28 protein-coding genes are annotated in these 23911 nt (G+C 48.3%); 19 read left to right on the top strand and 9 right to left on the bottom strand.

Going from position 1 to position 23911, the window contains the following annotated elements:
• Positions 1-50 precede the first annotated feature (50 nt).
• On the top strand, positions 51-518 hold the full coding sequence (locus tag Q9R25_RS07470; protein WP_311282969.1) for a flavodoxin family protein: 468 nt from the start codon (positions 51-53) through the stop codon (positions 516-518).
• Positions 519-644: 126 nt separating this feature from the next.
• On the opposite strand, the gene Q9R25_RS07465 is transcribed toward Q9R25_RS07470, so the two are convergent.
• Positions 645-1742 carry a type I restriction endonuclease gene (locus Q9R25_RS07465; RefSeq protein WP_159562695.1) on the bottom strand — a complete coding sequence of 366 codons (1098 nt, stop codon included), beginning with the start codon at positions 1740-1742 and terminating at the stop codon, positions 645-647.
• A 125-nt stretch (positions 1743-1867) separates the two neighbouring features.
• Between Q9R25_RS07465 and Q9R25_RS07460 the strand changes: the two genes are divergently transcribed.
• The 4 genes from Q9R25_RS07460 (at position 1868) to Q9R25_RS07445 (ending at position 5027) form a co-directional block, all read left to right on the top strand.
• Complete coding sequence (locus Q9R25_RS07460; protein WP_311282968.1) at positions 1868-2266, top strand: hypothetical protein; 399 nt, start codon at positions 1868-1870, stop codon at positions 2264-2266.
• Between the two features lie 86 nt (positions 2267-2352).
• On the top strand, positions 2353-3465 hold the full coding sequence (locus Q9R25_RS07455) for a M14 family metallopeptidase (RefSeq protein ID WP_311282967.1): 1113 nt from the start codon (positions 2353-2355) through the stop codon (positions 3463-3465).
• A gap of 75 nt (positions 3466-3540) precedes the next feature.
• Positions 3541-4344, top strand: coding sequence for an alpha/beta fold hydrolase (locus tag Q9R25_RS07450; RefSeq protein ID WP_214690610.1), 804 nt, complete (start codon positions 3541-3543; stop codon positions 4342-4344).
• A gap of 254 nt (positions 4345-4598) precedes the next feature.
• Positions 4599-5027, top strand: coding sequence for a CBS domain-containing protein (locus tag Q9R25_RS07445; protein WP_012727014.1), 429 nt, complete (start codon positions 4599-4601; stop codon positions 5025-5027).
• Positions 5028-5111: 84 nt separating this feature from the next.
• Here the strand turns inward: Q9R25_RS07445 and Q9R25_RS07440 are convergent, their stop codons facing one another.
• Both Q9R25_RS07440 and Q9R25_RS07435 read right to left on the bottom strand, forming a co-directional pair.
• Complete coding sequence (locus Q9R25_RS07440) at positions 5112-6059, bottom strand: LLM class oxidoreductase (RefSeq protein WP_311282966.1); 948 nt, start codon at positions 6057-6059, stop codon at positions 5112-5114.
• Between the two features lie 10 nt (positions 6060-6069).
• Positions 6070-7272 carry an MFS transporter gene (locus Q9R25_RS07435; RefSeq protein WP_311282965.1) on the bottom strand — a complete coding sequence of 401 codons (1203 nt, stop codon included), beginning with the start codon at positions 7270-7272 and terminating at the stop codon, positions 6070-6072.
• Between the two features lie 262 nt (positions 7273-7534).
• Here Q9R25_RS07435 and Q9R25_RS07430 point away from each other — a divergent pair, with 262 nt between their 5' ends.
• The 3 genes from Q9R25_RS07430 (at position 7535) to Q9R25_RS07420 (ending at position 9336) form a co-directional block, all read left to right on the top strand.
• Positions 7535-7861 (top strand): winged helix-turn-helix transcriptional regulator, encoded by a 327-nt coding sequence (locus Q9R25_RS07430; RefSeq protein ID WP_078147375.1) that lies wholly within the window; start codon positions 7535-7537, stop codon positions 7859-7861.
• Positions 7862-7942: 81 nt separating this feature from the next.
• A complete protein-coding gene (locus Q9R25_RS07425) occupies positions 7943-8446 on the top strand; it encodes a cupin domain-containing protein (RefSeq protein WP_074036164.1) in 504 nt (167 codons plus the stop codon).
• Entirely contained in the window at positions 8443-9336 is an 894-nt protein-coding gene (locus Q9R25_RS07420; protein WP_311282964.1) for an aldo/keto reductase, read from the top strand. The genes Q9R25_RS07425 and Q9R25_RS07420 overlap by 4 nt, the downstream gene beginning before the upstream one ends.
• 41 nt (positions 9337-9377) lie before the next feature.
• On the opposite strand, the gene Q9R25_RS07415 is transcribed toward Q9R25_RS07420, so the two are convergent.
• The gene (locus Q9R25_RS07415) at positions 9378-9809 is read right to left on the bottom strand and encodes an Lrp/AsnC family transcriptional regulator (RefSeq protein ID WP_047795035.1); all 432 of its coding nucleotides are present in this window, start codon (positions 9807-9809) and stop codon (positions 9378-9380) included.
• A gap of 118 nt (positions 9810-9927) precedes the next feature.
• Between Q9R25_RS07415 and Q9R25_RS07410 the strand changes: the two genes are divergently transcribed.
• Positions 9928-10341, top strand: coding sequence for a carboxymuconolactone decarboxylase family protein (locus Q9R25_RS07410; protein WP_214690613.1), 414 nt, complete (start codon positions 9928-9930; stop codon positions 10339-10341).
• Positions 10342-10438: 97 nt separating this feature from the next.
• Positions 10439-11506 carry a DUF389 domain-containing protein gene (locus Q9R25_RS07405; protein ID WP_311282963.1) on the top strand — a complete coding sequence of 356 codons (1068 nt, stop codon included), beginning with the start codon at positions 10439-10441 and terminating at the stop codon, positions 11504-11506.
• A 33-nt stretch (positions 11507-11539) separates the two neighbouring features.
• On the opposite strand, the gene Q9R25_RS07400 is transcribed toward Q9R25_RS07405, so the two are convergent.
• On the bottom strand, positions 11540-13234 hold the full coding sequence (locus Q9R25_RS07400) for a M3 family oligoendopeptidase (protein ID WP_031422757.1): 1695 nt from the start codon (positions 13232-13234) through the stop codon (positions 11540-11542).
• 208 nt (positions 13235-13442) lie between these two features.
• Between Q9R25_RS07400 and Q9R25_RS07395 the strand changes: the two genes are divergently transcribed.
• The gene (locus Q9R25_RS07395) at positions 13443-13943 is read left to right on the top strand and encodes a PTS sugar transporter subunit IIA (protein ID WP_012727005.1); all 501 of its coding nucleotides are present in this window, start codon (positions 13443-13445) and stop codon (positions 13941-13943) included.
• Between the two features lie 90 nt (positions 13944-14033).
• A complete protein-coding gene (locus Q9R25_RS07390) occupies positions 14034-14633 on the top strand; it encodes a helix-turn-helix domain-containing protein (protein WP_047795040.1) in 600 nt (199 codons plus the stop codon).
• A 67-nt stretch (positions 14634-14700) separates the two neighbouring features.
• Here the strand turns inward: Q9R25_RS07390 and Q9R25_RS07385 are convergent, their stop codons facing one another.
• From Q9R25_RS07385 to Q9R25_RS07375, 3 genes are all read right to left on the bottom strand, one after another.
• Complete coding sequence (locus Q9R25_RS07385; RefSeq protein ID WP_214690616.1) at positions 14701-15126, bottom strand: hypothetical protein; 426 nt, start codon at positions 15124-15126, stop codon at positions 14701-14703.
• Between the two features lie 64 nt (positions 15127-15190).
• Positions 15191-16384, bottom strand: coding sequence for an ABC transporter permease (locus Q9R25_RS07380; RefSeq protein WP_214690617.1), 1194 nt, complete (start codon positions 16382-16384; stop codon positions 15191-15193).
• Positions 16374-17264: an ABC transporter ATP-binding protein gene (locus Q9R25_RS07375; protein WP_311282962.1), complete on the bottom strand. Its 891-nt coding sequence runs from the start codon at positions 17262-17264 to the stop codon at positions 16374-16376. The genes Q9R25_RS07380 and Q9R25_RS07375 overlap by 11 nt, the downstream gene beginning before the upstream one ends.
• 117 nt (positions 17265-17381) lie before the next feature.
• On the opposite strand from Q9R25_RS07375, the gene Q9R25_RS07370 reads away from it, so the two are divergent.
• Both Q9R25_RS07370 and Q9R25_RS07365 read left to right on the top strand, forming a co-directional pair.
• Positions 17382-18326, top strand: coding sequence for a ring-cleaving dioxygenase (locus Q9R25_RS07370; RefSeq protein WP_311282961.1), 945 nt, complete (start codon positions 17382-17384; stop codon positions 18324-18326).
• Positions 18323-18922, top strand: coding sequence for an alpha/beta hydrolase (locus Q9R25_RS07365; protein ID WP_214758384.1), 600 nt, complete (start codon positions 18323-18325; stop codon positions 18920-18922). The genes Q9R25_RS07370 and Q9R25_RS07365 overlap by 4 nt, the downstream gene beginning before the upstream one ends.
• A 5-nt stretch (positions 18923-18927) precedes the next feature.
• Here Q9R25_RS07365 and Q9R25_RS07360 read toward each other — a convergent pair whose 3' ends face one another.
• Positions 18928-19416 (bottom strand): hypothetical protein, encoded by a 489-nt coding sequence (locus tag Q9R25_RS07360; protein ID WP_012726999.1) that lies wholly within the window; start codon positions 19414-19416, stop codon positions 18928-18930.
• Between the two features lie 325 nt (positions 19417-19741).
• Here Q9R25_RS07360 and Q9R25_RS07355 point away from each other — a divergent pair, with 325 nt between their 5' ends.
• The 5 genes from Q9R25_RS07355 (at position 19742) to Q9R25_RS07335 (ending at position 23873) form a co-directional block, all read left to right on the top strand.
• The gene (locus tag Q9R25_RS07355; protein WP_311282960.1) at positions 19742-20797 is read left to right on the top strand and encodes an acyltransferase family protein; all 1056 of its coding nucleotides are present in this window, start codon (positions 19742-19744) and stop codon (positions 20795-20797) included.
• Positions 20798-20871: 74 nt separating this feature from the next.
• The gene (locus Q9R25_RS07350) at positions 20872-21207 is read left to right on the top strand and encodes an Asp23/Gls24 family envelope stress response protein (RefSeq protein ID WP_012726997.1); all 336 of its coding nucleotides are present in this window, start codon (positions 20872-20874) and stop codon (positions 21205-21207) included.
• Positions 21208-21407: 200 nt separating this feature from the next.
• On the top strand, positions 21408-22073 hold the full coding sequence (gene pgmB, locus Q9R25_RS07345; protein ID WP_074036182.1) for a beta-phosphoglucomutase: 666 nt from the start codon (positions 21408-21410) through the stop codon (positions 22071-22073).
• 217 nt (positions 22074-22290) lie between these two features.
• Positions 22291-22698, top strand: a complete 408-nt coding sequence (locus Q9R25_RS07340; protein WP_074036184.1) for a Rok-like winged helix domain-containing protein — start codon at positions 22291-22293, stop codon at positions 22696-22698.
• Positions 22699-22820: 122 nt separating this feature from the next.
• Positions 22821-23873: a glycosyltransferase family 4 protein gene (locus Q9R25_RS07335; protein WP_012726994.1), complete on the top strand. Its 1053-nt coding sequence runs from the start codon at positions 22821-22823 to the stop codon at positions 23871-23873.
• Positions 23874-23911 lie beyond the last annotated feature (38 nt).

Below are 23911 nucleotides of genomic sequence, written 5' to 3'. Positions count from 1 at the left end.
GTGGAAATGGGAACGGGAATAAAGAAAGGTTCGGTAAAGGGGGATTTATCATGAACATCTTGATTATTTTTGACTCACTATATGGTCATACTGAAAAGGTTGCTCATGCGATGCAGCAAGAGCTGTCGAAAGACCATGAGGCACGTATGGAACACGTATTGAATATTGGATTAGGCGACTTGGCACATGTCGACCTGGTCATCATCGGCTCACCGACACATGGGGGATACGAAACGGAAGACATTAAAGTATTTTTGGACGGAATTTCGGACAATGCGTTACGAGGGAAACGGACGGCTGCCTTTGACACGAGTGTCGTCAAAGAGAAACAGAATCCGATACTTGGTAAAATCATCGATTGGTTCGGTCATGCCGTCAATCGGGTCGAAGGGGAAATGATTGAAAAAGGGGCGACGGGTGTCCAAAAAGAGTCGTTCCTCGTCGATGGGACGACGGAGATGTTGAAGGAAGGCGAACTCGAACGTGCGAAAGCATGGGCGCGGGAGTTGGTCGGATAATACACGAAACGCATTCTGAGAACAGAGTGCGTTTTTTTCTTGAAGCGGACGAGAAGAAATGAAAAACGGGTAAATATTAAATAAGGCATAAAGAACGATAATTGTTCTCTATGCCTGTTCGAAAGATTAATTCACTTCAATGATATCTTTTACAATTGTTCGAAGTCTTTCTGTGTATTCTTCAATTTCATAGACATGATTAATTTTGTGGCGAACGTTAGGCTCATCTCGGAAAGTGATGTATTTGTTCGTTAATGAATTTAAATGTAGACGACAAACCCATTTCCGATTACTATCATCAATCAAAATATTGAAGTAACTAGCGTTATCTCTATAAAAAATTCGGTCTTTATCAATTACTGATCCTAATAATACTTTCACTGTCGCATATCCTTCGATTTCTTCTTGAGTTGTTTCAATGATTGGTTGTGCTGGAATATCGACCGTTATTTCTTGCTCTTCTTCATTGGAAACAGGATCGTCTATATTTGGCATTGCAGTGGGTTCTGTTTCACCTGAAATTGCATGCTTGATTCGTTCATTTAAATTTTCACTGATAAATTGATTGAAGGCTTTAGAAACAATTGGTCGGAACTTATCGACCACAGTTTGTGTCTTCATACCAAGGTAGCATTCTTGAATGAGTAGTTTGATTAATTCATCACTCGGTGACTGAGACAAGGTCTTTAGTTGATCTTTAATTGCACTGAGATATTTAAGTTCTTCCGCTGTCGAAAGAATTGTATTTACGTTGAATTCTTGTTTTTTAAACTTATATAGTTCTTTGATTTCATTATCTTTAATGTTTGATAATACGATTTCAAAAAAAGGAGTGCTATCCATCACATTAGGAGATTCTAAATCTGTATAAAAGCGATACATGTCACCATTTGTCAAGATTGCAAATTTTGCTTGTGTCGTTCCAAAATACCGAAATAATTGAGAATCATGTTTTGTTAATCGTTCATTAATAGATTTAGCTTCAATTAGAATTGTTGGTTTACCATCCTCCATAATGGCATAATCAACCTTCTCGCCTTTTTTTATACCTACATCAGCAATATATTCAGGAGTAAATTCTGCTGGATTGAAAACGTCATATCCAAGCGTTTGGAAAAACGGCATAATCAGAGCGGTCTTCGTGGCTTCTTCTGTCGAAATTGAGTGTTTAAGTTGTTTGATGCGTTGAGAAACAGTACGAATATCTGAAGAAAACTTTTCCATTATAATAACCTCCAATATTTGCATTTATTAAGTTAATACTACCTTTTATTATCGTGATAGTAAATTTGTCTTTATATAGTTTTTTAATTGTTAAGGAGATTGTCACAATAGAAAGGGTGATATCCATGAAAAAAATGGAACGGGATGTATTGGTCGGTTGGATTGTCGTCGTGCTAGTCCTCTTGATGCATTTTCTGATCACCGTGTCTCTCGGCATCTCGTACTTTGCTGAAAGTTCGTTGAATCGAATGTTGTGGCTTTCGAGTTTTCCGGCATTCTTAATCGCATTCGTCGCAGCCTTCTTCCAAAAAACGAACACTGTCTTCCTAGCGGTTCGTCGTGGGCTACTGTGGACCATCGAGTTGATGGTCGCCTTCACCATTCTCGCTTGGGTGTTCCGTTCTTTCGAAGGACTGTATGCGAATGCTGGTCTCTACTGGTTGTTCGGTGCCGTCTTAATTGGACCAATCTTTTATATGATGGCGTTCCGACGTCAACATTCGAAACGAATCCGCACCCCTTGATTGAAACGCTTCCTCTCAAAGGAGGCGTTTTTAGATTGCCTCAGGATGGGAAAGGATAGAGAGAAGAGAGATTGGAGGAGAGTGCGATGAGCCAGTATTTTTCATCATCTTACGAAGAGTCGCGAGAGAAGTTCTTGAACTTACTGTCTGAAGTGAAACGATTTTATCCGAAAGCGGAGCTGTTGACACACTCGATCGGGGATGAGAGTATCGACGTCATTTTAGGAGAACCGAAACGAGAACGAAAAGCGATGATTCTCATGACGATCGGGGAACATGGGATTGAAGGGTATGCGGGCGCCGCGGTGACCCATCAATTTGTACAAACGCAACTCGCGCATGTCCATCATGAGACGACGGGGATTTGTCTCATACATGCAGTGAATCCATGGGGGATGAAACACTTTCGACGTGTCAATGAACACAATGTCGATTTGAACAGAAATTACGTCATTGATCGTGAGTCGGTCCCATATAACGTGAACCGTGAATATGAGCTGATGCGCCATCTCTTCGTACCGGATGGAGTAATTGACGACTACCATGAGGCGCGTGAACAAATCTATTCATTTCTCGGCTCTGGAATTAAGCTTGATGGCTTCAAAGCGATGAGTGGAGCAAAAGGGATGGGGCAATATCAATTCCCGAAAGGTGTGTATTACGGGGGAGAAGAAGACGAACCGTCTGCCATCTTTTTAAAAGGGATTCAACATGATTTACTTGAGCGCTACGGAAAAGTCGTCCATCTCGATTGGCATACCGCACTCGGACCGACGAACGAGGTCACGATGGTCATCAGCAAACGGGACGGTCGCACGGAAGATGAGTTAAAACAAGCGTACGGTCTAGACAACGTCAACGTGTATGACCCGGGCGAGGTACTCGGAGATTCGACGAATCATTTTTACTACGTGCGCGATACGGAATACCCGGAAAAGGGTCTCGTTTCTGCCTTATTTGAATTCGGTACGTTTGGGACGTCGACAAAAGCATCCATCCGTGAATTTTTAACGATTATTTTAGAGAACCGGCTGTACTTTGAAGGGACAAAGGACCCTGAGGCACGAAACGGTATTCAAAACGAATTCATGGCGATGTTCTATCCGGAAAACGCGGATTGGCGAGAAGCTGTTTTACGAGAAGGAGCGAAAGCCGTTGAAGGTTATCTAAAAGGTGAAGCGCTCTGGCGCGACACATAAGAGGGTTTCTCGAAGTCGGAATAGGGAATAATGAGGTTGTGAGTGTTTTCGCTAAATAATGACTGTGGAGGTTGGATGATGGGATATATTACAGCACATGACGGTACAAATCTATACGTAGAGGATGTCGGGTTTGGGGAACCGATTGTCTTCTTGCACGGCTGGCCAGCAAACAACAATATGTTCGAGTATCAGAAGAATGCGCTCGTCGAAGCGGGATATCGCTACATCGGCATTGATTTCAGAGGATACGGGAAATCTGATGCCCCGGCGACAGGTTATGACTATGAGACAATGGCGTCTGATGTGCATATGGTCGTCTACGGACTTGGCTTAAAAAACTTCACGCTCGTCGGTTTTTCAATGGGTGGGGCGATTGCAGTTCGCTACGCAGCCGACTATAAAGAGGATGGACTCAACAAATTGGTCTTGGCCGGAGCTGCGGCACCAATCTTCACACAGCGTGCAGATTATCCATATGGAATGACAACGGACGAAGTCGACGCGTTGATTGACGATACACGGGCCGACCGACCGAAGATGCTCGAAGGGTTCGGAGAAATCTTCTTCGAGAAAGAACATTCGAAACCGATGCAAAACTGGTTCCACCATCTCGCGCTCGTCGCGTCGAGCCATGGGACGATTGCCTCGGCACAGGCGTTACGTGACGAAGATTTGCGAGATGCCTTGCCGAAAATTGATGTCGAGACGTTGATCATCCATGGGGTGCATGACAAGATCTGTCCTTTCGCATTCGCCGAGCAGATGGAACAAGGCATCTCGAACGCGCGAATCGAGCGCTTTGAAGAGAGTGGACACGGTACGGTGCTGGATGAACGAGAGAAATTTAACGATACGTTGTTGCAGTTTGTTCAATAATCGATGGCCTCCGAATCGGGGGCTTTTTGTATGTCGATAAGGGTAAGAACCAACAAAAACGGGTATAATTCAATTGGAGTTCCCTTCCATTTTTTGAATCACTGAAACATCGCTGTGACTAGAGTCACGATGTTTTTTTGTGTTGTTTTGGAGAAAGGGGGATGAAACTAGATTAGAACATGGATTTAGTTCAACCTGTCCTACCATTCATGGTACAATAGCGGGGTGGATTAACAGATTGAGGAGAGATTTAAATGAATATCGCTTTCTTTTTATATCCGAAAGAAGACGTCAAATATTTGGACCCCGAATCAACGGTACGACAAGCACTTGAAAAGATGAAGCATCATCGATTCACGTCTGTCCCACTCGTTTCGGAGAACGGATTTTACGCCGGGACGATGACAGAGGGGGATTTACTCTGGGCACTCGCAGAACAGCTTCGCGGGGAAGAAGACTATGAAAAAGTGCTCCGGACACGTCTAAAAGACATCAAGCAACGCGTTCGCTATAAGCCGGTCTCGATTACGGCACAAATTGAAGAGCTCGTCGATGCGATCACGGACCAAAACTTCGTGCCGGTCGTCGATGATGGGAAGTATTTCATCGGCATCATCCGACGCCGTGACATCATCGAGTATTACTCGACAAAGTTGAAACAATTGGAGAATGAAGTCCGATAATGAACAAGCCAGAACCGACTTACGGTTCTGGCTTGTTTTACGTTTCTTTCAGCTTCGTTTTTAAAAATAGGAGTAGGGCAAACCTCAATCAAGTGGTGGAAAATGTGGAAGTACATATTCACCTAATTCATCGATGACTTCTTCGGCTGGACGTTCTCCGTCGAAGAGAGCGAAGAAGAGGTGGTTCACGCCGATGGCACGATACGCTTCAAGCAACTTGATCAAGTGGTTGCGACCGAGTCGGAATCCGAGACGAATCGGTGTCGGTGGCTCGTCTGGGTCGTGCGTCAAATCAAGATGCATCGGCATCGAGAAGGGACGGAAGGCACGACCATGCGCTTCACCGCTCGCACGCCACGCGTCTAGCACTTGCTGTTGTGCGAAAGGTGCCTGCGGGTAGTACATCCACCCGTCTCCGTTCGCCCCAAGCCAGTCCATGTCTTGTTGTGCGAACCCGGTGATCATCGTCGGGATCCGCTTCTTCGGACGTGGCACGAGCGTTGCCTGTTCGACCTCCCCATAAGGTGATTCAATAGTTGGGTAGTTGTTATAGAGCGCCTGCTCTATGACACGAAGTGATTCTTTGAACTGGTCGCCACGTGTCGAGTAATCGACTCCGAGCCCTTTGAAATCGGCACGACGGTCACCTGAAGAGATCCCGAGAATCAATCGTTCTGGGAATAATGCTTCAATCGTTGCGACTTCCTTCGCCGAACGAAGGGGGTGACGGAGTGGCAAGACGAGCGCGGACGTACCGAGCGCAATGTTTTTCGTTTGACCAAGTAAATGTGTTCCGTAGATTAGCATATCGTAAATTTGACCGACAGCCGGGTCTAAAAAGTTCGGGTCTTTTAGTAGGACATCCCGTAACCAAAGAGCTGTGAAGCCGTAATCGTCTGCCTTTTGGGCAAGCTCGACTTGACGCTCAAGGGTCGGGGTACGCATTTTAAAATTCTCTAAAGGAATGTGGAGGCCGAGCGTGAGCTCGCCCTCCCGGTACATCCGGTTGTAGCTTTTATGATTGTTGAACATAAGTTCCTCCTTAGTTGGCTTCCACACGACGTGAGATGGCTGTCAAGATGACGGCGATGATGACCATGATCCCACCGACCCAAGGGGTATGCACAAGTCCGATTGAATCGGCGACGAGTCCACCGATTGTTGCGCCGAGGGCGATCCCGATGTTGAAGGCCGCGATGTTGAGTGCGGACGCGACATCGACAGCGGCAGGTACATATTTTTCAGCCAATTGTACGATATACAGTTGAAGTCCAGGCACGTTCATGAAGGCGAGGAGTCCCATCAAGACGATGGCGACCAGACCTGCCACTTTGAACGGAATCATGAACGACATGATGATCATGACCGCTGCGTGAACGATGAACATATAGAACAATGCTTTCGCTGGATTTTCGTTGGCGAACTTTCCACCGACCGCGTTCCCGATGGCGACTGCGATTCCGTAAACGAGTAAGACGACACTGATCAAGCTCGGGCTGATCTTTGTCACGTCTTGCATGATGGGTGTCAAGTACGTGAAGGCGACGAACGTTCCGCCGTAACCGAGTGCTGTAATCAAGAATCCGAGCATGAGACGACCGTTTGTGAGCAGTTTCTTCATATCTGAGAACTTCGCTGGTGGTGACTGTTTCAAATCTTTTGGAATCAAGAAGAAACTTGCGATGATTGAAATGACACCGAGTGCTGCGACGGCGAAGAATGTGGCGCGCCATCCGAACGCTTGTCCGATGAAAGTACCGAGTGGGACTCCTGTAACGGTTGCGACAGTTAAACCAGTGAACATGAGTGCGATGGCACTCGCTTTTTTATGTGGTGATACGAGTTGAACAGCAATCGTTGCCCCGATGGAGAAGAAGACACCATGCGAGAATGCGGTGATAAATCGGGCGACAATCAAAAGTTCAAAGGTGGTCGACATGGCCGAGACCAAGTTTCCGCCGATGAAGACGACCATGAGTGCCATGAGTAACGTCTTGCGGTTCATCCGGTTCGTCAGTGCCGTCAAAATCGGTGCACCGACGGCTACGCCGATCGCGTAACCCGAGATAATGAGACCCGCGAGAGTGATGCCGATGTTTAAATCACTTGCGATCGATGCGAGGAGACCGACCGGGACGAACTCGGTCGTTCCGATGCCGAAAGCGCTGATCGCGAGGGCGAGTAATGCCAACCCTCCATTTTTAGGTGCCTGTTCTTCGACAGGTTGTGTGTACGGTTGATTCATGAGTAGTTCCTCCTAAAATAAATGAATAGTGTGGAAGACGAGGGCCCTTCGTCTCCGGATAGCAAAGACATCTCACTTTCCTCTATTGTTCAGTACGGTCGAAAAAGTACCTTACCGTCTCAAGGGGATGTTACAAGCGAAATGAACTTGTATAGATTTGCTACAGTTGCTATCATAAGTGCATGAAAACAGTTTGAGAAGTACGTACTTTTTAGTGCGGTAGGCACCAAAAAGTGCCTATGTAAGAAATGGAGGAAACGAAATGCCATATAATATTCCGGTCGAAGCGACACTTGACGTCATCGGCGGTAAGTGGAAAGTCGTCATCATGTGTCACTTGATTAAAGGGGAGCGACGGACGAGTGAACTGCGTAAACTCATGCCGAACATCACGCAAAAAATGCTCACCCAACAATTGCGTGAGCTCGAAGCGGATGGTGTCGTCGTTCGTACGGTGTTCGAGCAAGTTCCGCCGAAAGTCATTTACTCACTCTCAGAGTACGGATGGTCACTCAAGCCAATCTTGGACGCCATGTGCGCCTGGGGCGAGTGCCATATCGATCAGTCCGGTGAAGAGGTCATTTCATAACCATCACGGTCGTCCAATACGGACGACCGTTTTTCGTAGTGACAAGTCGGGTACAGGGACAGAGACAAGGAGGGAATTAGGATGGACGTGAAAACTTTTTTGTTTACAGATGACGGCTCCATTCCCAACCATCCGGATTATCCGGCGCTCCTCTATCGTGGCGTCTTTGATGACCCGAGCGGGATGCGAGAGACGTTTGCCCATAATGAATGGACGAACAGTTGGGTGAACGGGGTGTTCGACTATCATCACTATCACAGCAACACGCATGAAGTATTGGGCATATTACAAGGTGAAGCGACGCTTCAACTCGGAGGGACGAACGGTGACCTCGTCCGCGTCCGCCTAGGTGATGTCCTCGTCTTACCGGCGGGAACGGGACATCGTCGCATCGAGGCGAGCGAAGATTTTCAAGTGGTCGGGGCATACCCGGACGGTCGTGACTATGACACGTTGACAGGAAAGACCGAAGAACGACCGGACAACGTAAAGCGAATCGAACAAGTCGAAAAACCGAAGTTTGACCCCGTCTTCGGGACGACGGGTCCACTACATGAAGCATGGACAAAGGAGGAAACGTTATGAATCAACGACTACCACATTCTTTATTACTTGCAGCTTTGAAGCAAAACGTCGTCAAATTGAAAGACGGGCGCGAGATGCGCGCACTCGGACAAGGTACATGGCGCATGGGGGAAGACAAATCGAAGCATGATGCCGAGGTTGAGGCACTTCGGACAGGAATCGACTGCGGACTCCATGTCATCGACACGGCGGAAATGTATGGGGAAGGGGAGTCTGAGAAGTTGGTAGGGGAAGCAATCCAAGACCGACGCGAAGATGTCTTTCTCGTCTCGAAAGTGTATCCATACAATGCGTATGGCGACAAACTCGTCAGCGCATGTGATGCGTCGCTCGAACGACTCGGGACGGACTACCTGGATCTTTACTTACTCCATTGGCGAGGCGATGCCCCGCTCGAGGAGACGATTCAAGGGATGGAACAGCTTAAAGCGGACGGAAAGATTCGGGCATGGGGAGTCTCGAACTTCGACGTGGACGATATGAAGGAATTGCTGTCGCTACCGAATGGAGACAAGTGCGCGGTCAATCAAGTGCTCTATCATCTTGGCAGTCGCGGGATTGAGTACGACCTCCTTCCTTATCTAAAAGAACAAGGGATTCCTGTCATGGCATACGCTCCACTCGCTGAAGGAAGTGACGTGAAAGAAGAGGTCTTCAATAACGAAACGATCAATCGGATCGCGGAGTCGTATAGTGCCTCAGTCGCGCAAGTCTTACTTGCTTGGACGATCCGGAGCGGACACGTCATCGCCATCCCGAAAGCCGGGCAGGCCGAGCATGTCGAGGAGAATGCGGCAGCGCTCTTGCTCGACATGAGTGAGGAAGATTTTGCTTCGCTCGATGAGGCGTTCCCGCCACCGACAACGAAACAACCGCTAGATGTGATTTGAAACGATAAAGGACTGGTAATTTCGCCAGTCCTTTTGCATGTTCACTTTGACTGAATGTCAATTTCTGAAAAGATGAATTGTGTTTTTGTTTGAGCATACGGAATAACTTCATCAATAAATGATTCAGCCGCAGAAAAAGATGAGAACTGTATTTTGATAAGGTAACAGGCATCACCTGATATGCGATAACAAAATGAAACAGTAGGCTGCTGTTTCAAATAATGAAGAAATGCTTCGTATTGTCCATTCTTCACTGTTGCCTCGACTATACATTGAATTGGAAGCCCTAGCTTTTCATAGTCAAGTTCGAGCGAGTATTGTTTAATGACTCCAAATGATTCTAGTCGTCGAACCCGCTCGTTAACGGAAGGAGCGGAAAGTTTAATACGTCGTCCGAGCTCACTCATGGAAAGACGGCTGTCTTGTTCTAATTCATAGATAAGTCTGTGATCAATTTCATCGATTTTTAGCATGACAGGTATTTTGCCTCATTTCGTTATTTATTGAATGTTTATAGGTACATTTTGATTGTGGATGAAATGGAGTTGGATGAAAAGACCTTTTATCATATAAGTACAGGAGGTGAAGGAAATGCCAAGAATTAAGTTAGCAGAGCATGGAGGGACAAAGTTTGAACGTTTACTTGGTCATAATATCGAAATTCAAGAAAATTGGTCAAAACTAGGGGATTCATTGAATAATGCTGGTCAACTTTCTCCCAAATTGAAAGAACAAGTCCGTCGAACACTTGCGCAACAAAATGGATGTGAATATTGCCGAGCAAAGGGAAAACCAGATCAAGTTCAATTCGATGAACAGGTAACGGTTGCTGTAGGGTTTGCAGAAGTATTCATAAAAATGAAAGGAACAGTATCAGCTTCTATCATTGAGGTGTTAAAAGAAACGTTTTCGGAATCAGAAATTAGCGAGTTATGTGCTTTTATCACGTTCACGACAGCATCACAATATATAGGGGCGATGTTGGGCTTAGAGGCGGAAACTTGAAATATACATATCGATTCTAGTTCACTTTTTTCGGGTAAATAAAGGAAGGATTTGCTTGTGTAGATGACATCGATACGACAAGGGAGCTGAACTCTATATGGAACAGACGTACACCGCTGAAGAATTCAAAGACAAGATGTACTCGAATTTAAAAGTACGGCCGAGTGATTCCGTCATTTTGATGTGCTCCATCTTTATCGCGTCAATCGGATTGAATATGAATTCCATTCCCATCATTATCGGGGCGATGTTGATTTCGCCGCTCATGACGCCTATCTTGAGTATCGGTCTCGCCTTGTCGCTCTATGACATGAAACTTCTTCGAGCGGGAGTGCGTTTACTTCTGGTCCAAGTCGCGGTCAGTCTCACCGTCGCGACCATTTATTTCGCTATCTCGCCAATTACCTATGCGAGTAATGAAATCATTGCCCGAACGGAGCCGACGATTTGGGATGTCATCATCGCTTTCGCTGGGGGGACCGCCGGCATCATCGGGGCGCAAAAGAAGATGAGCAATAACATCGTCCCAGGTGTCGCCATCGCGACCGCCTTGATGCCCCCGCTCTGTACGGTCGGCTATTCGATTGCGACGTGGAACGTCGATTATTTGATCGGGTCGAGTTATCTGTTCGTTATCAACTGCGCGTTCATCGTCATTGCGACGTTCATCGGAGTCAAGTTCATGGGTATCTCACAAGTGTTGACGAAGCAAGACGCGAACCATAAAAAAATCAATCGACTTCTCATTGCCTTGTCTGTCTTTATCGTCGTCCCAAGTATCTTCTCGGCCGCGACGCTCGTTCAAGACAGCATCGTCCGGACGGGAATAAACAATTTCATCGAAGAAGAGTTTTCAGACGCCATCATTATCAGTCAGGACTATCAGGAAGATGATGATTTGCTTCTCGTTACGACGACGGGGAAACGACTGACCAATGAAGAACTTACGGAGATTGAATCGCGCCTGCCGGACTATGGGCTACATGCGATTGAATTGTCCGTGACACAAGTACCGGATCTGAACGGATTATCCGGCGAACAGGCAGCGCGCATTTTACAAGACTATCTCGAAAGTCGCCTGCAACAGTTCAATTTGTTCGACAGCCGTCAAATCGATTTGGAGGACTTGCCTTTCGAACTCCAGAATGAAATCAATCCAAACTAAAAGACCATCGATTTTTGTCGATGGTCTTACTCGTTAGTTCGCGAGCGGATGTTTCAAGAGATAGTCTTCGATTTGATCAATCGTTTCTTTCAACACGCCGTCTGCGAATGGTGATTTGAGACCTGCCAGTTCGACGAGTTCGAGGAACGAACGGCTTCCGCCTGCCTGACAGAGCGTGAGGTAATCGCTCCATGCCGCTTCGCGGTCTTCATGCATGCGCACCCAGAACTGGAATGCACATACTTGTGCGAGCGTATAGTCGATATAGTAGAACGGGCTTTGGAAGATGTGACCTTGTTGGTGCCACCATGCGCCCGATTCAAGATAGTCGTTCGTCTCATAATCACGGTGCGGGAGATAGACCTTCTCCAAATCGCGCCACGCCTGACGACGCTCGGCAGCTGTCATCTCTGGGTTGCGGTAGACGACGTGTTGGAACTCATCGACGAGCACGCCATACGGAAGGAACGTCATGCTACCTGCCAAGTGATTGAACTTATACTTGTCGACTTGGTCGCCGAAGAAGAGCTCCATCCATGGCCAACAGAAGAATTCCATCGACATCGAGTGGATCTCACACGCCTCATAAGTCGGGAAGGCGTATTCCGGTGTCGTCAAATGACGGCTTTCATACACTTGGAAGGCATGACCGACTTCGTGCGTGAGAACATCGATGTCGCCTGCCGTCCCGTTGAAGTTCGAGAAGATGAACGGAAGTCCTTCAGACGGTAAGTACGTGCAGTATCCGCCGCCAGATTTCCCTGGTTTCGCCGTCAAGTCGAGGGCGCCGCGTTCCTGCATGTACTGGAAGAACTCGTCCGTCTCATTTGAGAGTTCACGATACATTTTGTTTCCGCCTTCGATGATGAACGACTCATCGCCTTGCGGTGTCGCGTTTCCGTCTGGGAAGACGAACGACTCGTCATAGTAATAGAGGTGGTCGACACCGATTCGTTTCGCCTGCTTTTCTTTCAAAGCAGAAGCGAGCGGGACGATGACGTCACGGACTTGTTTCCGGAAGTTGTCGACCATCGACTCGTCATAACCGACACGCTGCATCCGTGCATAACCGAGTTCGACGAACGACGGGAAGCCAAGGGCGTGAGCGATTTCCGTACGGACGCGTACGAGTTCCCCATAAATGCGGTCGAGCTCATCGCCGTTATCAGAAAGGTATGTATAGCGGGCGACAGATGCGGCTTTTCGGACATCACGGTCTGGTGATTGAAGATATGGGCCGAACTGTGACAAGTTGAGTGTCTTGCCGTCAAACTCGATTTGCGCAGCGGACATGACCTTTTGATAAGCTGTCGCGAGGCGGTTTTCTTCCTGCAGTTTCGGGATGAGTGACTCCTCGAACGTTTCAAGTGCGCGCTCGGCGAGAGAGAACAGTTGGCTGCCCCATTCCGCTTCGAGTTCAGTGCGAAGCTCGTGGTTCGTCAAGACGCGATAGTACGCTTGAATCTCCTTCTCATAGACCGGAAGTGCGTCGTCAAAGAATGCCTGTTCTTCTTCGTAAAATGAATCGCGTGTGTCGACCGAATGTCGGATCGCGACGAGTTGACTTTGTGTCTCAAAGTCGTTCCGTTCTTTGTTGATTTGGCGAATGAGTTCGTTCGCTTCCTCGAGTGTGCTGGCTTGCTGTAATTCGGCAGAATAGTCCGACAATCTGCTGTTTAAAGCGTCCAAGTCGGGCCGTTCATATGACAATTTTGTGAAAGTCGTCATTGTAAGCGCCTCCATCGTGTGAAATTTTTACAAAGTGTAAAAAGGGCTTGCAAAAGCGATTGCACACTCGTATTCTTACGATGTGTAAAACGATTTCGCACTACCTTATTACAACTATACCGTTAATAGGGTAGGGATTGAAGTATTAGCTTTTCGGGTATAAAAGTGAAGACTTCGATTCAATAGAACATGTTGGAGGGATTAAGCTATGGGATTCTTTAAAAAACTTTTTGGTGGTAAAGAAGAACAACTCAACGCGGTTTCACCGCTTACAGGAAAGGTCGTCGACATCACGAACGTACCGGACCAAGTATTCTCACAAAAAATGATGGGTGACGGGATCGCAATCGAGCCGACAGAAGGAAAAGTCGTATCACCGGTTAGCGGAACAATCGCGACAGTATTCCCAACAAAACACGCGATCGGTATCAACGCGGACAACGGTGCGGAATACTTGATTCACATCGGTTTGGATACGGTAAACCTTAAAGGTGAAGGCTTCGAGACACACGTTACAGAAGGTCAATCTGTCAAAGCAGGCGACCCACTCGTCACGTTCGACCTCGATTTCATCAAAGCGAACGCGCCATCGACGATTACTCCGATCATCATCACGAACCACGACAGCTTCGGCGTGAACAAACTTGTCGCAGAAGGCGACACGGTGACAGCTGGATCTTCGGAAGTCGTCGAGTTGACAAAGAAATAAGAAGACGACCCATGACTCGGGAGCTTAGGCTTCCGAGTATTTTTTTGCGAATGCGGGAATTATAATGAAGAGAGGGAAGGGGGAATTGAGATGGATGGAAAAAATGCACCATACCGGGGATACGGGGATCGGATTCGAATATTACGGGAACGGGCAGGATTGTCGATTGAGACGCTTGCAGAACAGATTGGTGTCGCACCGTACTTTATCCGACGTACCGAACTGAGTGAGGTCTATCCGACCATGCCTTACATAGAGGCGCTCGCAGACGCTTTGCAAATCGACCCGAACTATTTGGCCCGCCATATTTGGACGGGAGAGTCGCTCAAAGTACTCATGCGAGGAAAAGTGCCGGAACTCGAACAGATGAAGCTCGCCTATGAAGAAGCGATGCACGGGAAGTCCGTCGAAGAAATGCAACGGCAACTCGAAGAGCGGATGCGCATCTTTGACTTGATGCACGAAGAGGAGTTACATCGCATTTTCAAAGAAGACGAGGAACCGACGTCACACCATGCACTCGAAGCGCTCGTCGATGCGGTGCTTGATCTCGGACGGTCACATGACACGACGCGTCACATCGTCCCGTTCGCACGCTATGTGGAACGGCTTGTCCCAGACCAATTCGCAGACAACTCATTCCAGTACGCGGAGTATGGTGTCGTGGATAAATCGTATAAATTGCAATGACCGTGGAGCATTCTACGGTTTTTTTGTGCACAAAAAAGTGACCAGGAGAATCCCCTGGTCACTTCAATCAGCGCATCGGACGCGCTTCGTAGCGTACTTTTGGACGTGTGCCGGCGAGTAAGAAGCCGAGCACGATATTCAAGATTGTGAGCACCCATCCGACATAACCGAATGTGTAGGCAAGACTCGCCAGCATCGTTTGCCAGTCGAGCAATGCTGCTGCGTCCCCGCGGAATGTGAAGCGGATGACGGTGAAGCCAATGAGTGTCGTTGCAGTAATCATGATGCCGATCCATGCGCCACCGAAGCGGGACGTTTGAGAGCGTCTGCTGACCGGATACCAAAACGCGAGCGTTCCGATGAACGCACTGCCTGCATAGGCAAGCAGAATTTGCCATAACGCATCCGCGTCTAAGAAGACGGTATAACAGATGAACGTCGTGAGCGTCGTCATAAACGTAAAGATTAAGGCTGCGAGTAATCGTGATCGCATAGTTCGTTTTCCTCCTCATTTTGCACATTCTTTAGAGTAAACGAAAACGAATTTGCTGTAAACGTTATTGACGGTTTTGTAATATTTGTCGCCATTGTTTAATAGCGTTTGTTCCATAAAACAAGACGCCGCCACGATAGAATTTCGAGCCAATCCACAGTGTGATACCAATCGTTCCGATGAGTAACCCAATCGAAAGCGCCACTTCCCATACGGCCACATCGACGAGCATGACGCGAAGGAACATGAGCATCGGAGCGAAGAACGGGACGAACGAGAGAATGGTCACGATGGTCGCATCCGGGTTGTTCAATCCAAACATCGCGACTAAAAACGCAGCGACGAGGAGCATGATGACCGGCATGACCATTTGTTGTGACTCTTCGACACGGCTGACAAGTGAACCGAGGACAGCGAAGAGTGAGGCGTACAACAAGTACCCGAGCAAGAAGAAGACGAGTAGATAGATGACAGCCCGTGCGTTGCCGGCGTTCTCGATGACCGTCGTCGCCAGTTCGCTACCACTCGCACTTACATAACCAAACCCAAGGAAGATTCCGATTTGGATGAGGGCGAGTGTCCCGATAGCGGTCACTTTCGCAAGCATATGGGTCACCGGATGAGTCGTCGAGATGATGAGCTCCATGACACGCGATGACTTCTCCGTCGTCACTTCTGTTGAAATCATCGATCCGTACGTGATGATCGAAATGTACAGGAGCATCAACATGACGTAAACGAGCGCCGAAGACGAGAGGAGCTCATCCGAGTTCTCTCCACCGCGTCCGAGATAGGACTCGTCGAGTTGGATCGGTTCGCTGAGGGCAGCGATGACGGTCGGGTCGACATCGGACGATTCAATCAATTCCGCATTGCGCAACTGTTGTAAGGATGTTTGCAAGAGGGTCGTGAACTCCTGCTCCGGGCGTTCGGAGATAACGCGAGCATCATAGCCGTCAACAAAAGCGACGACCCCATACTCTCCGTCGTTGATGCCGGTCCGTGCCTCTTCTTCCGTAATTTCGCTAGAGGCGACGTCTTCATAGCCGAGTGATTTCATCGTGTCGACGATTTCTTTGTTCTCAGACACGACGAGTGCGCTCGCTTGCTCGGAATCCTCAAACGTAGACATGATGCGGTCGATGTTCGTAAACCCGAAGATGAACAGGATGGTTAACGCCGTCGAGATGAGGAATGCTTTTGAACGAATTCTCGATTTGAGTGTGAACGCATAAAGCGGTCCAAAGTTATGAAACATGTTGACCGACCTCCTTGATGAAGATGTCATTGAGCGATACCGGTTGGCGCATGAACGTCTTCACGTTCGCCTGATGACGGACGAGTGCCGACAGGACGGCGTCACTATCTTCGAAAGAATGTAAGCGTACTAGATGACCGGATTTGTAAGGCTCGATTGTCTCCACGACTGGGAGCGACTCAAGAATGTGGATCTGGTCCGTTTCAATAAAGAGGGCAGGCTCCTCGTAGCGTGATTTGATTGTTGGGACATCACCGCTCACGACGGCACGGCCACCTTTCAAGATACCGACGTGTTGACACAATTCTTCGACATGCTCCATTCGATGACTCGAGAAGACGATGGTCGTCCCGGCGTCACGCAACGCGAGAACTTCACGCTTCAGGATTTCAACGTTAACCGGGTCGAGGCCGCTGAACGGTTCGTCTAAGATGATGAGTTCCGGGTTATGGAGCAGGGCGGCGACGAGCTGAATCTTCTGTTGATTCCCTTTTGATAGCTGCTCGACGCGCATCGTTTCATATTGAGGAATTTCAAGGCGTTCGAGCCATGACTTGACCGCGCGTTTGGCATCGCTCCCGCGCATGCCCTTTAGGCTTGCGAGAAAGACGAGCTGTTCACGCACTTGGGATTTGGGATACAGGCCACGTTCCTCGGGCAAATAGCCGACGATGCGATGGTCGACCGCTTTACCGTTCCACGTGATACTCCCATCGGTCGGCTTCAAGATGTCGAGGATCATCCGGAACGTCGTAGTCTTTCCAGCACCGTTTGCACCGAGCAAACCAAACATTTCCCCTTGTGGGACGCGGAACGTGAGGTCGTCGACAGCTTTGAAGTCACCAAACTCCTTGGTGACGCGTTCGATATGTAATGCCATATTCTATTACCTCCTTAGAATGTCTCTTCTTCTATCGTACGCCACCTTGAGCAAAAAGTTTCACTTTTTCTGGTAAATGATTTATCTTGAAATCAAGATAATAAAAGGAGGATGACAATGAAAACGCAGTCTACGGGAATCCATCACATTTCGTCGATGGTGCAAGACCCGCAACGTACGCTAGATTTTTATGGACAGGTGCTCGGTCTCCGCTTCGTGAAACAGACCGTTAACTTTGATGACCCTGGTACGTATCATCTCTATTTTGGGGACGAAGTCGGGACACCAGGGACGGTGATCACGTTCTTTCCAATCCCGGGCTTAGGGAAAGGGCAGGTCGGGAGCGGACAGGTTGGCGTGACGACTTATCTCGTACCGGCAGGAAGTTTACCGTTCTGGGAAGAAAGACTACAACAGCACGGCATCGCGACCGTCGCCACTGAACGGTTCAGCGAGGCATCACTTTTATTTGAAGACCCGGACGGACTCGTCGTCGAACTCGTCGCCCGACCGAGCTCTAAACAGACACGCTGGGTCATCCCCGGTATAACAGAACATGAAGCAATTGTCGGATTCGCCGGAGCGACTTTGTTGTCGAAAGCACCGGACGAAACCGTGCGCTTGTTGACGGAACTGTTCGGCTTTGAACGGGTCGCAGAGGATGAAGAGTGGATCCGTTTGAAAGGGTCAGCAGATTACGGGAACGTCATCGATGTGAAGAAAACGATTTTACCAAACGGGGTCCCTGGAACGGGAACGGTTCATCACATCGCGTGGCGCGTTACCGACGGAGACCATTATCCGACCTGGCAAGACGCCATCTTTGACCTTGGGTTAAGACCGACCGAAGTGAAAGAACGAAATTATTTCCGCTCCGTCTATTTCCATGATGCCGGACGTATCCTGCACGAACTCGCGACAGACGTACCTGGATTCACTGTGGACGAATCCGTTGACACGCTCGGTGAGACGTTGCGCTTGCCACCATGGCTCGAAGCGAACCGAGATAAAATCGTCCGCACACTACCAGCAATCACGATACCGAGAGGAGAACGCATATGATTCATCAATTCATTCAAGGTACAAAAGAGACGACACTCGTTTTATTACACGGAACTGGAGGGACCGAGCAGGATTTGATTCCGCTCGCGAAAGAACTATCGACCGAAGCGAACATTTTAACGCTTCGAGGGGATGTCATTGAAAACGGGATGTCCCGTTTCTTCCGTCGCCACGCGGAAGGGGTGCTCGACCTTGAAGATTTAAAGAAACAGACAGAGCGCTTCCTTCAGTTTTTAGATGAAGCGGCGACAACGTATGGTATCGACCGAGACAAGATGATCCCGCTCGGCTATTCGAACGGGGCGAATTTGATCGGGTCGGCACTTTACCGTCATCCGGCGTTCACTGCTTCACTCCTATTCCACCCGATGGTACCGGACCGTTCATTGACGCTACCTGACTTGTCAGGAACGAACGTGTTCATCTCGGCTGGCGAACGCGACCCGATTTGCCCGAAAACAGAAACAGAAGAGCTGACGTCGACACTCCGAAACGCGGGAGCGGACGTCGAGCTCTTCTATCACTCGGGAGGACATGAACTTCGCATGGAAGAAGTCGAGGCAGCACGGACATGGATTGCCGCATACCTCGACTGATTCATTCAAGCCATTTTTTTCGGTTTGTTCGGACGAGAATAGACGACGAGGACCCCTCGGTCAATCAAATAGGCGGCGAATAAACGTTTCGCTTCCTCAGCACGCACAGTTCGGTCGATTTGGATATACAATCGGCCGAGCTTTTTTTGTGAGGTGCGCGTGAGCAACCAAATCGAGTCGAGCGTATACTGCCAACTTTGGAGCGTGTCGCCACCGATATATAAGTAGCGGTTTTGGGTGCGCTCGAGCAAGTAGTTGAGCCACCAGACGTCACGAGCCAGTTTAGCGCAGACACCGAGCACGAACGTGAGACCGAGGAAAGCCATGCTAGATAAGACAGGATGAATGGCAGAGAACCCGTTGCGGACGGACTCGAAGGCGACAAGGAGCAATCCGACGGAAAAGACGCTGACGAACCACCAGAATCCGAAGTTAGAGAATGAACGTTTTGGGTCATGCACCATATGATGTCGATTCCGGATGATCGATGCCATTCTCTCCACCTCCTTTATTAGAATATTCTGAATATTTGGTAACACCACTATACTATACTGTACCCAATCCCGTCTATTTGAATACGCACACAACATGCTGAATCGTGAGGATTTTTTGACGTTTCGGCTTGTATTCCTCGAATTATGGGAATGATGACAGTGAAGACATGAAAATTTTGTTGAAACGTAATTTCACTTGGCAGAGGAATCGCTTATGATAGGTGAGGGATTTTCCAAGACCTACATGGATTCTGTCTGTAAAGAGAACGTGAAAACATGAAGGTCAGCTTCATTGCAGTCATCATAGAGAACTAGAGGGAATGTTATGAGAAATTATTGGTATGACAATATTAAAGGAGTGCTCGTCCTACTCGTCGTCTTCGGACACTTGTTGACCGATGTCCGCGGCGCTTATGACGATATTTTACCAAAGTGGGTGTATCTGTTCCTGTATACCTTCCACATGCCGTTGTTCATCATGTTGAGCGGTTACTTTTATCGGGAAAACCGCTATTTGCGCGTGATCCAGTTATTCGTGGTCTATGTCATTTGGCAGGTCATCCTTGGGTCATGGTTCGCATTTACAGAAGGGATTCCGATTTTCTCACTTGAAAATCCGGGTCTGAATTTGTTGAAGCCGTATTGGGCGCTTTGGTATCTGATGGCCATCATTTTCTGGTACATCATCACCCCGTACGTGACACAACTGAAAGGGTACGTATTGTATGCACTATTATTTGCGCTTCTGTTCGGATTCCAAGCCGAGGCGACGGGGTATTTCGCGTTACGGAAAGTCATCATGTTCTATCCGTTCTTCTTGATCGGGAACTGGATGTCCGAGCGCAATACGCTCAACTTCTTTGAGTTACCAAAACGGGCCGAACACCGGAATCGATATCGCATCGGCGGGGCGATTGTTTTCACCACGCTCACACTGGGACTCTTGGTCTCGATGCGGGTTCAGCAAGACGATACGTTCTATCATATCGGGAACTTGTTCAAGTTCCGTTTCGCCTATGACACGGCCGTCCCTGAGGCGATGTGGAGCGGACCGTTCGCCTTTTTGATCGTCTATACGGTGTCGCTCCTCATGTCAATCAGTTTCGCGCTCATCATACCGGGACGACAGCTCCCGATTTTCTCGCGTGCCGGACAGTATAGTCTGTACGTCTATCTTGTCCACGTCTTCTTTGTCGTCGCATGGAAGGCGTTTATACCGACAGGGTTCATGCCAACATCTTGGATGCAACTACTCGTCTTGTTCGGTGTCGCCTTTGTGATGGTCCTCGTGATTATCAGTCCACCGATGGTCCGTCTCTTGCGCCCGCTCGTCGAGATTGACGTGAAGCGTGTCCAAAATACGAAGGGTGTAAAAGGGTAAAGTCTTTTCTAAACGCTTCATTTCCGCTACACTTTATTAAGAAGAAACGAAACTAGAGTTAAGGAAGTGACCCTATGCCATACGAAAATGGAATGCACAGCACAGAAGGCGACGTGAACGTATCACGTCACGTCGTTGAAATGATCGCCGCGGTCGCGGTCAAAGAAACGAAACACGTCTCGTTCACGCAAGAAGATACGAAATTGTCAGAGCGTGCGCTCATGAAACATGTGAAAGTCGATGAGTCGGACGAAGGCATCACCATCAACCTATCGCTTTATATCGCGTACGGACAGTCGATCATCAAAACGGTGACGGCCGTCCAAGAGCGCATCACGCAAGATATGGACACGATGCTTGCGATGACACCACGTTCTGTGAACGTCAAAGTGGTCGGTATTCAGCTGTAATAAGGAAGGGGAGAGCGCATGCTCTTCTCTTTTTTTGATTTTTGCGAAAACGGTTGCATCAAGAGAACGTTTTCAATTATAATAGAAATCGAACAAGTGCAACCGTTTGCATCATTGACCAAACGTGCGACGGGTACTTGTCAAGTTCCCTAAATGTAGTCTGACGACACAAGCATTTGAAGGAAAGGCGGAAAGCATGTATGTCAACGATTGAAGCAGTGATTTTCGATTTGGACGGTGTCATCACTGACACGGCAGAGTACCATTATCTCGCTTGGAAGCAGCTCGGTGAAGAGCTCGGAATTCCATTTGACCGCGAATTCAACGAAACGCTCAAAGGCGTGAGTCGGACTGAGTCGCTTGAGCGGATCCTTACGCTTGGCGGTAAACAAAACGATTTCACACCGGAAGAGAAAGCAGAACTCGCACAAAAGAAAAACGAGCACTACGTTGAACTTATTCAACATATCTCATCCGACGATCTTCTTCCTGGTATCGTTTCATTCCTCGATGAAATCAAAGAGGCGGGACTCAAAATCGGAATGGCTTCTGCTTCAAAGAACGCATTTGCGGTCGTTGACGCACTTGGGGTCCGACATTACTTCGACCATATTGTCGACGCAGCAACTGTCGCCCAATCAAAACCACACCCCGAAGTGTTTTTGAAGGCCGCTTCTGCCCTTGGCGTGAAACCCGAACTCGCCATCGGCGTTGAAGACGCGGCTGCCGGTGTAACTGCAATCAAAGCGGCAAATATGTTTGCTGTCGCCGTCGGAGAAGAATCGATGCTTGGTCATGCAGACCTCATCGTCGCTTCTACTGACGAACTGTCACTTGAACGCATCCTCGAACGCGTTCACGTGTAAATGACTACAATCATCTTCCGTGAGACGACGACTGCCCCGAACAGTCGTCGTCTTTTTTGAGTCAAAAGTCCTAAATAGACAGAATTGCCCAAAAAGAGATGACAAACACATTACAAATCCGTTACACTTTTATAGAAGATATAGAGGGATTATTAGGAATTACTGATTTAAATTAGGGAATTCCAAATTATAATTGGATGTAGAAGGGGATTTGTGTATGGAATCTACGAATGTCAATGACCACATTTATCGAGAATTGATGGAAATTGAGGAGTCGTATCGCCAATTGCAACGACGTGCCGAGTATTTGATTGCGGAATTGAGTCGAGATAGAGAAGATAAGGACTCCATGACTGATGCGTCAAAACGCCTACGTCCGCGCCGTGTGAACCAGCGTTATCCGCTCGAGGTGTACGTTCATCAAGTGACGGATTTACTGAAAGAGCGTCAGACGATGAGCGTGCGTGATATTCAAATGGAACTTGAACTTCGTTACCGTCATCACATCAGCAACATTTACCAATTGATGGTGAAAATTGAAGGGGTCAACCCGGAAATCAAAAAAATTGGTCGCGGCTTGTATACATACGAACCGACAGAAGAAGTGGCAGCGACACTTTCATGATCCAGAGCTGATGGGGAACGCCTCATCGGCTTTTATTGTAAACGGACTGATATCCACTCCTCGATTCAAAATGTGATATAATTCGCCAGAGTCTATTTTTTTGAGAGAGGAACTGTCGGCCCATGCTATGGATTGCCATGTTGGTCAGTTTTGTGATGGCCATCTTGATTACACCGCTCGTTCGTCGATTCGCATTTTTCATCGGTGCAGTCGATCATCCGAACGCACGAAAAGTACATTTACGGACGATGCCACGAATCGGGGGTCTCGCGATTTTTATCGCATTTTTCATCGGCTACGCCTTGCTGCTTCCGACGAGTCGATATAACGACGCTATCTTGATTGGCGCTGTCGTCATTCTCCTTACCGGACTGATCGATGACCGGTTCCAGTTATCAGCCCGTGTCAAGTTGATGGGACAGATGATTGCGACGGTCGTTGTCTTGAACTCGGGGATGCGAATTGAACTCATCAATCTTCCGTTCGACCAGCAACTCTACCTCGGGTCATGGAGCATCCCGATCACCGTCCTTTGGCTGATCGGGATCACGAATGCCATCAACTTGATTGACGGTCTCGATGGTCTCGCCGCCGGTGTGTCGAGCATCGCTCTCGGGACGATTGCCGTGTTAGCCATCATTCAAGGGAACGTCTATTTGACGATGATGGCGCTCTTGCTTCTTGCGAGTACGCTCGGGTTTCTCGTTCATAATTTTTATCCGGCGAAAATCTTTATGGGCGATACGGGAGCACTGTTCCTCGGGTACATGCTCGCCGTCTTCTCGCTCATCGGGTTTAAGAACGTGACATTGTTCTCGCTCGTCGTCCCGGTCCTCTTGCTCGGGTTGCCGATCTCGGATACAATTTTCGCCATCGTGCGCCGGCTCGTCCAAGGGCGACCGCCGATGTCGCCGGATAAATCGCATATGCATCATCAGTTGATCGATATGGGCTTCACGACACGGCAAGCCGTCTTGCTCATGTACGGGATGACCTTGTTCTTTGGCATCTCATCCATCTTGTTCGCCAAGACGACGATGCTCGGTGCGGTCATCACGTTCATCGTCGTGTTGATTGTCATTGAATTGATCGTGGAATCAACCGAACTGATTCATCCAAATTATAAACCGATTATTCGCACGTCCCGACGACTGCTCGGTCGACCGCGAACCTAAAAAATAGCCAGTATCGCCGCGCGATACTGGCTATTATT

Source organism: Exiguobacterium sp. BG5(2022) (genome assembly GCF_031844365.1).
GTDB lineage: Bacteria > Bacillota > Bacilli > Exiguobacteriales > Exiguobacteriaceae > Exiguobacterium > Exiguobacterium profundum.
Note: the sequence above shows the minus strand (reverse complement) of the source record. Positions and strands in the feature narration are given on the sequence as shown.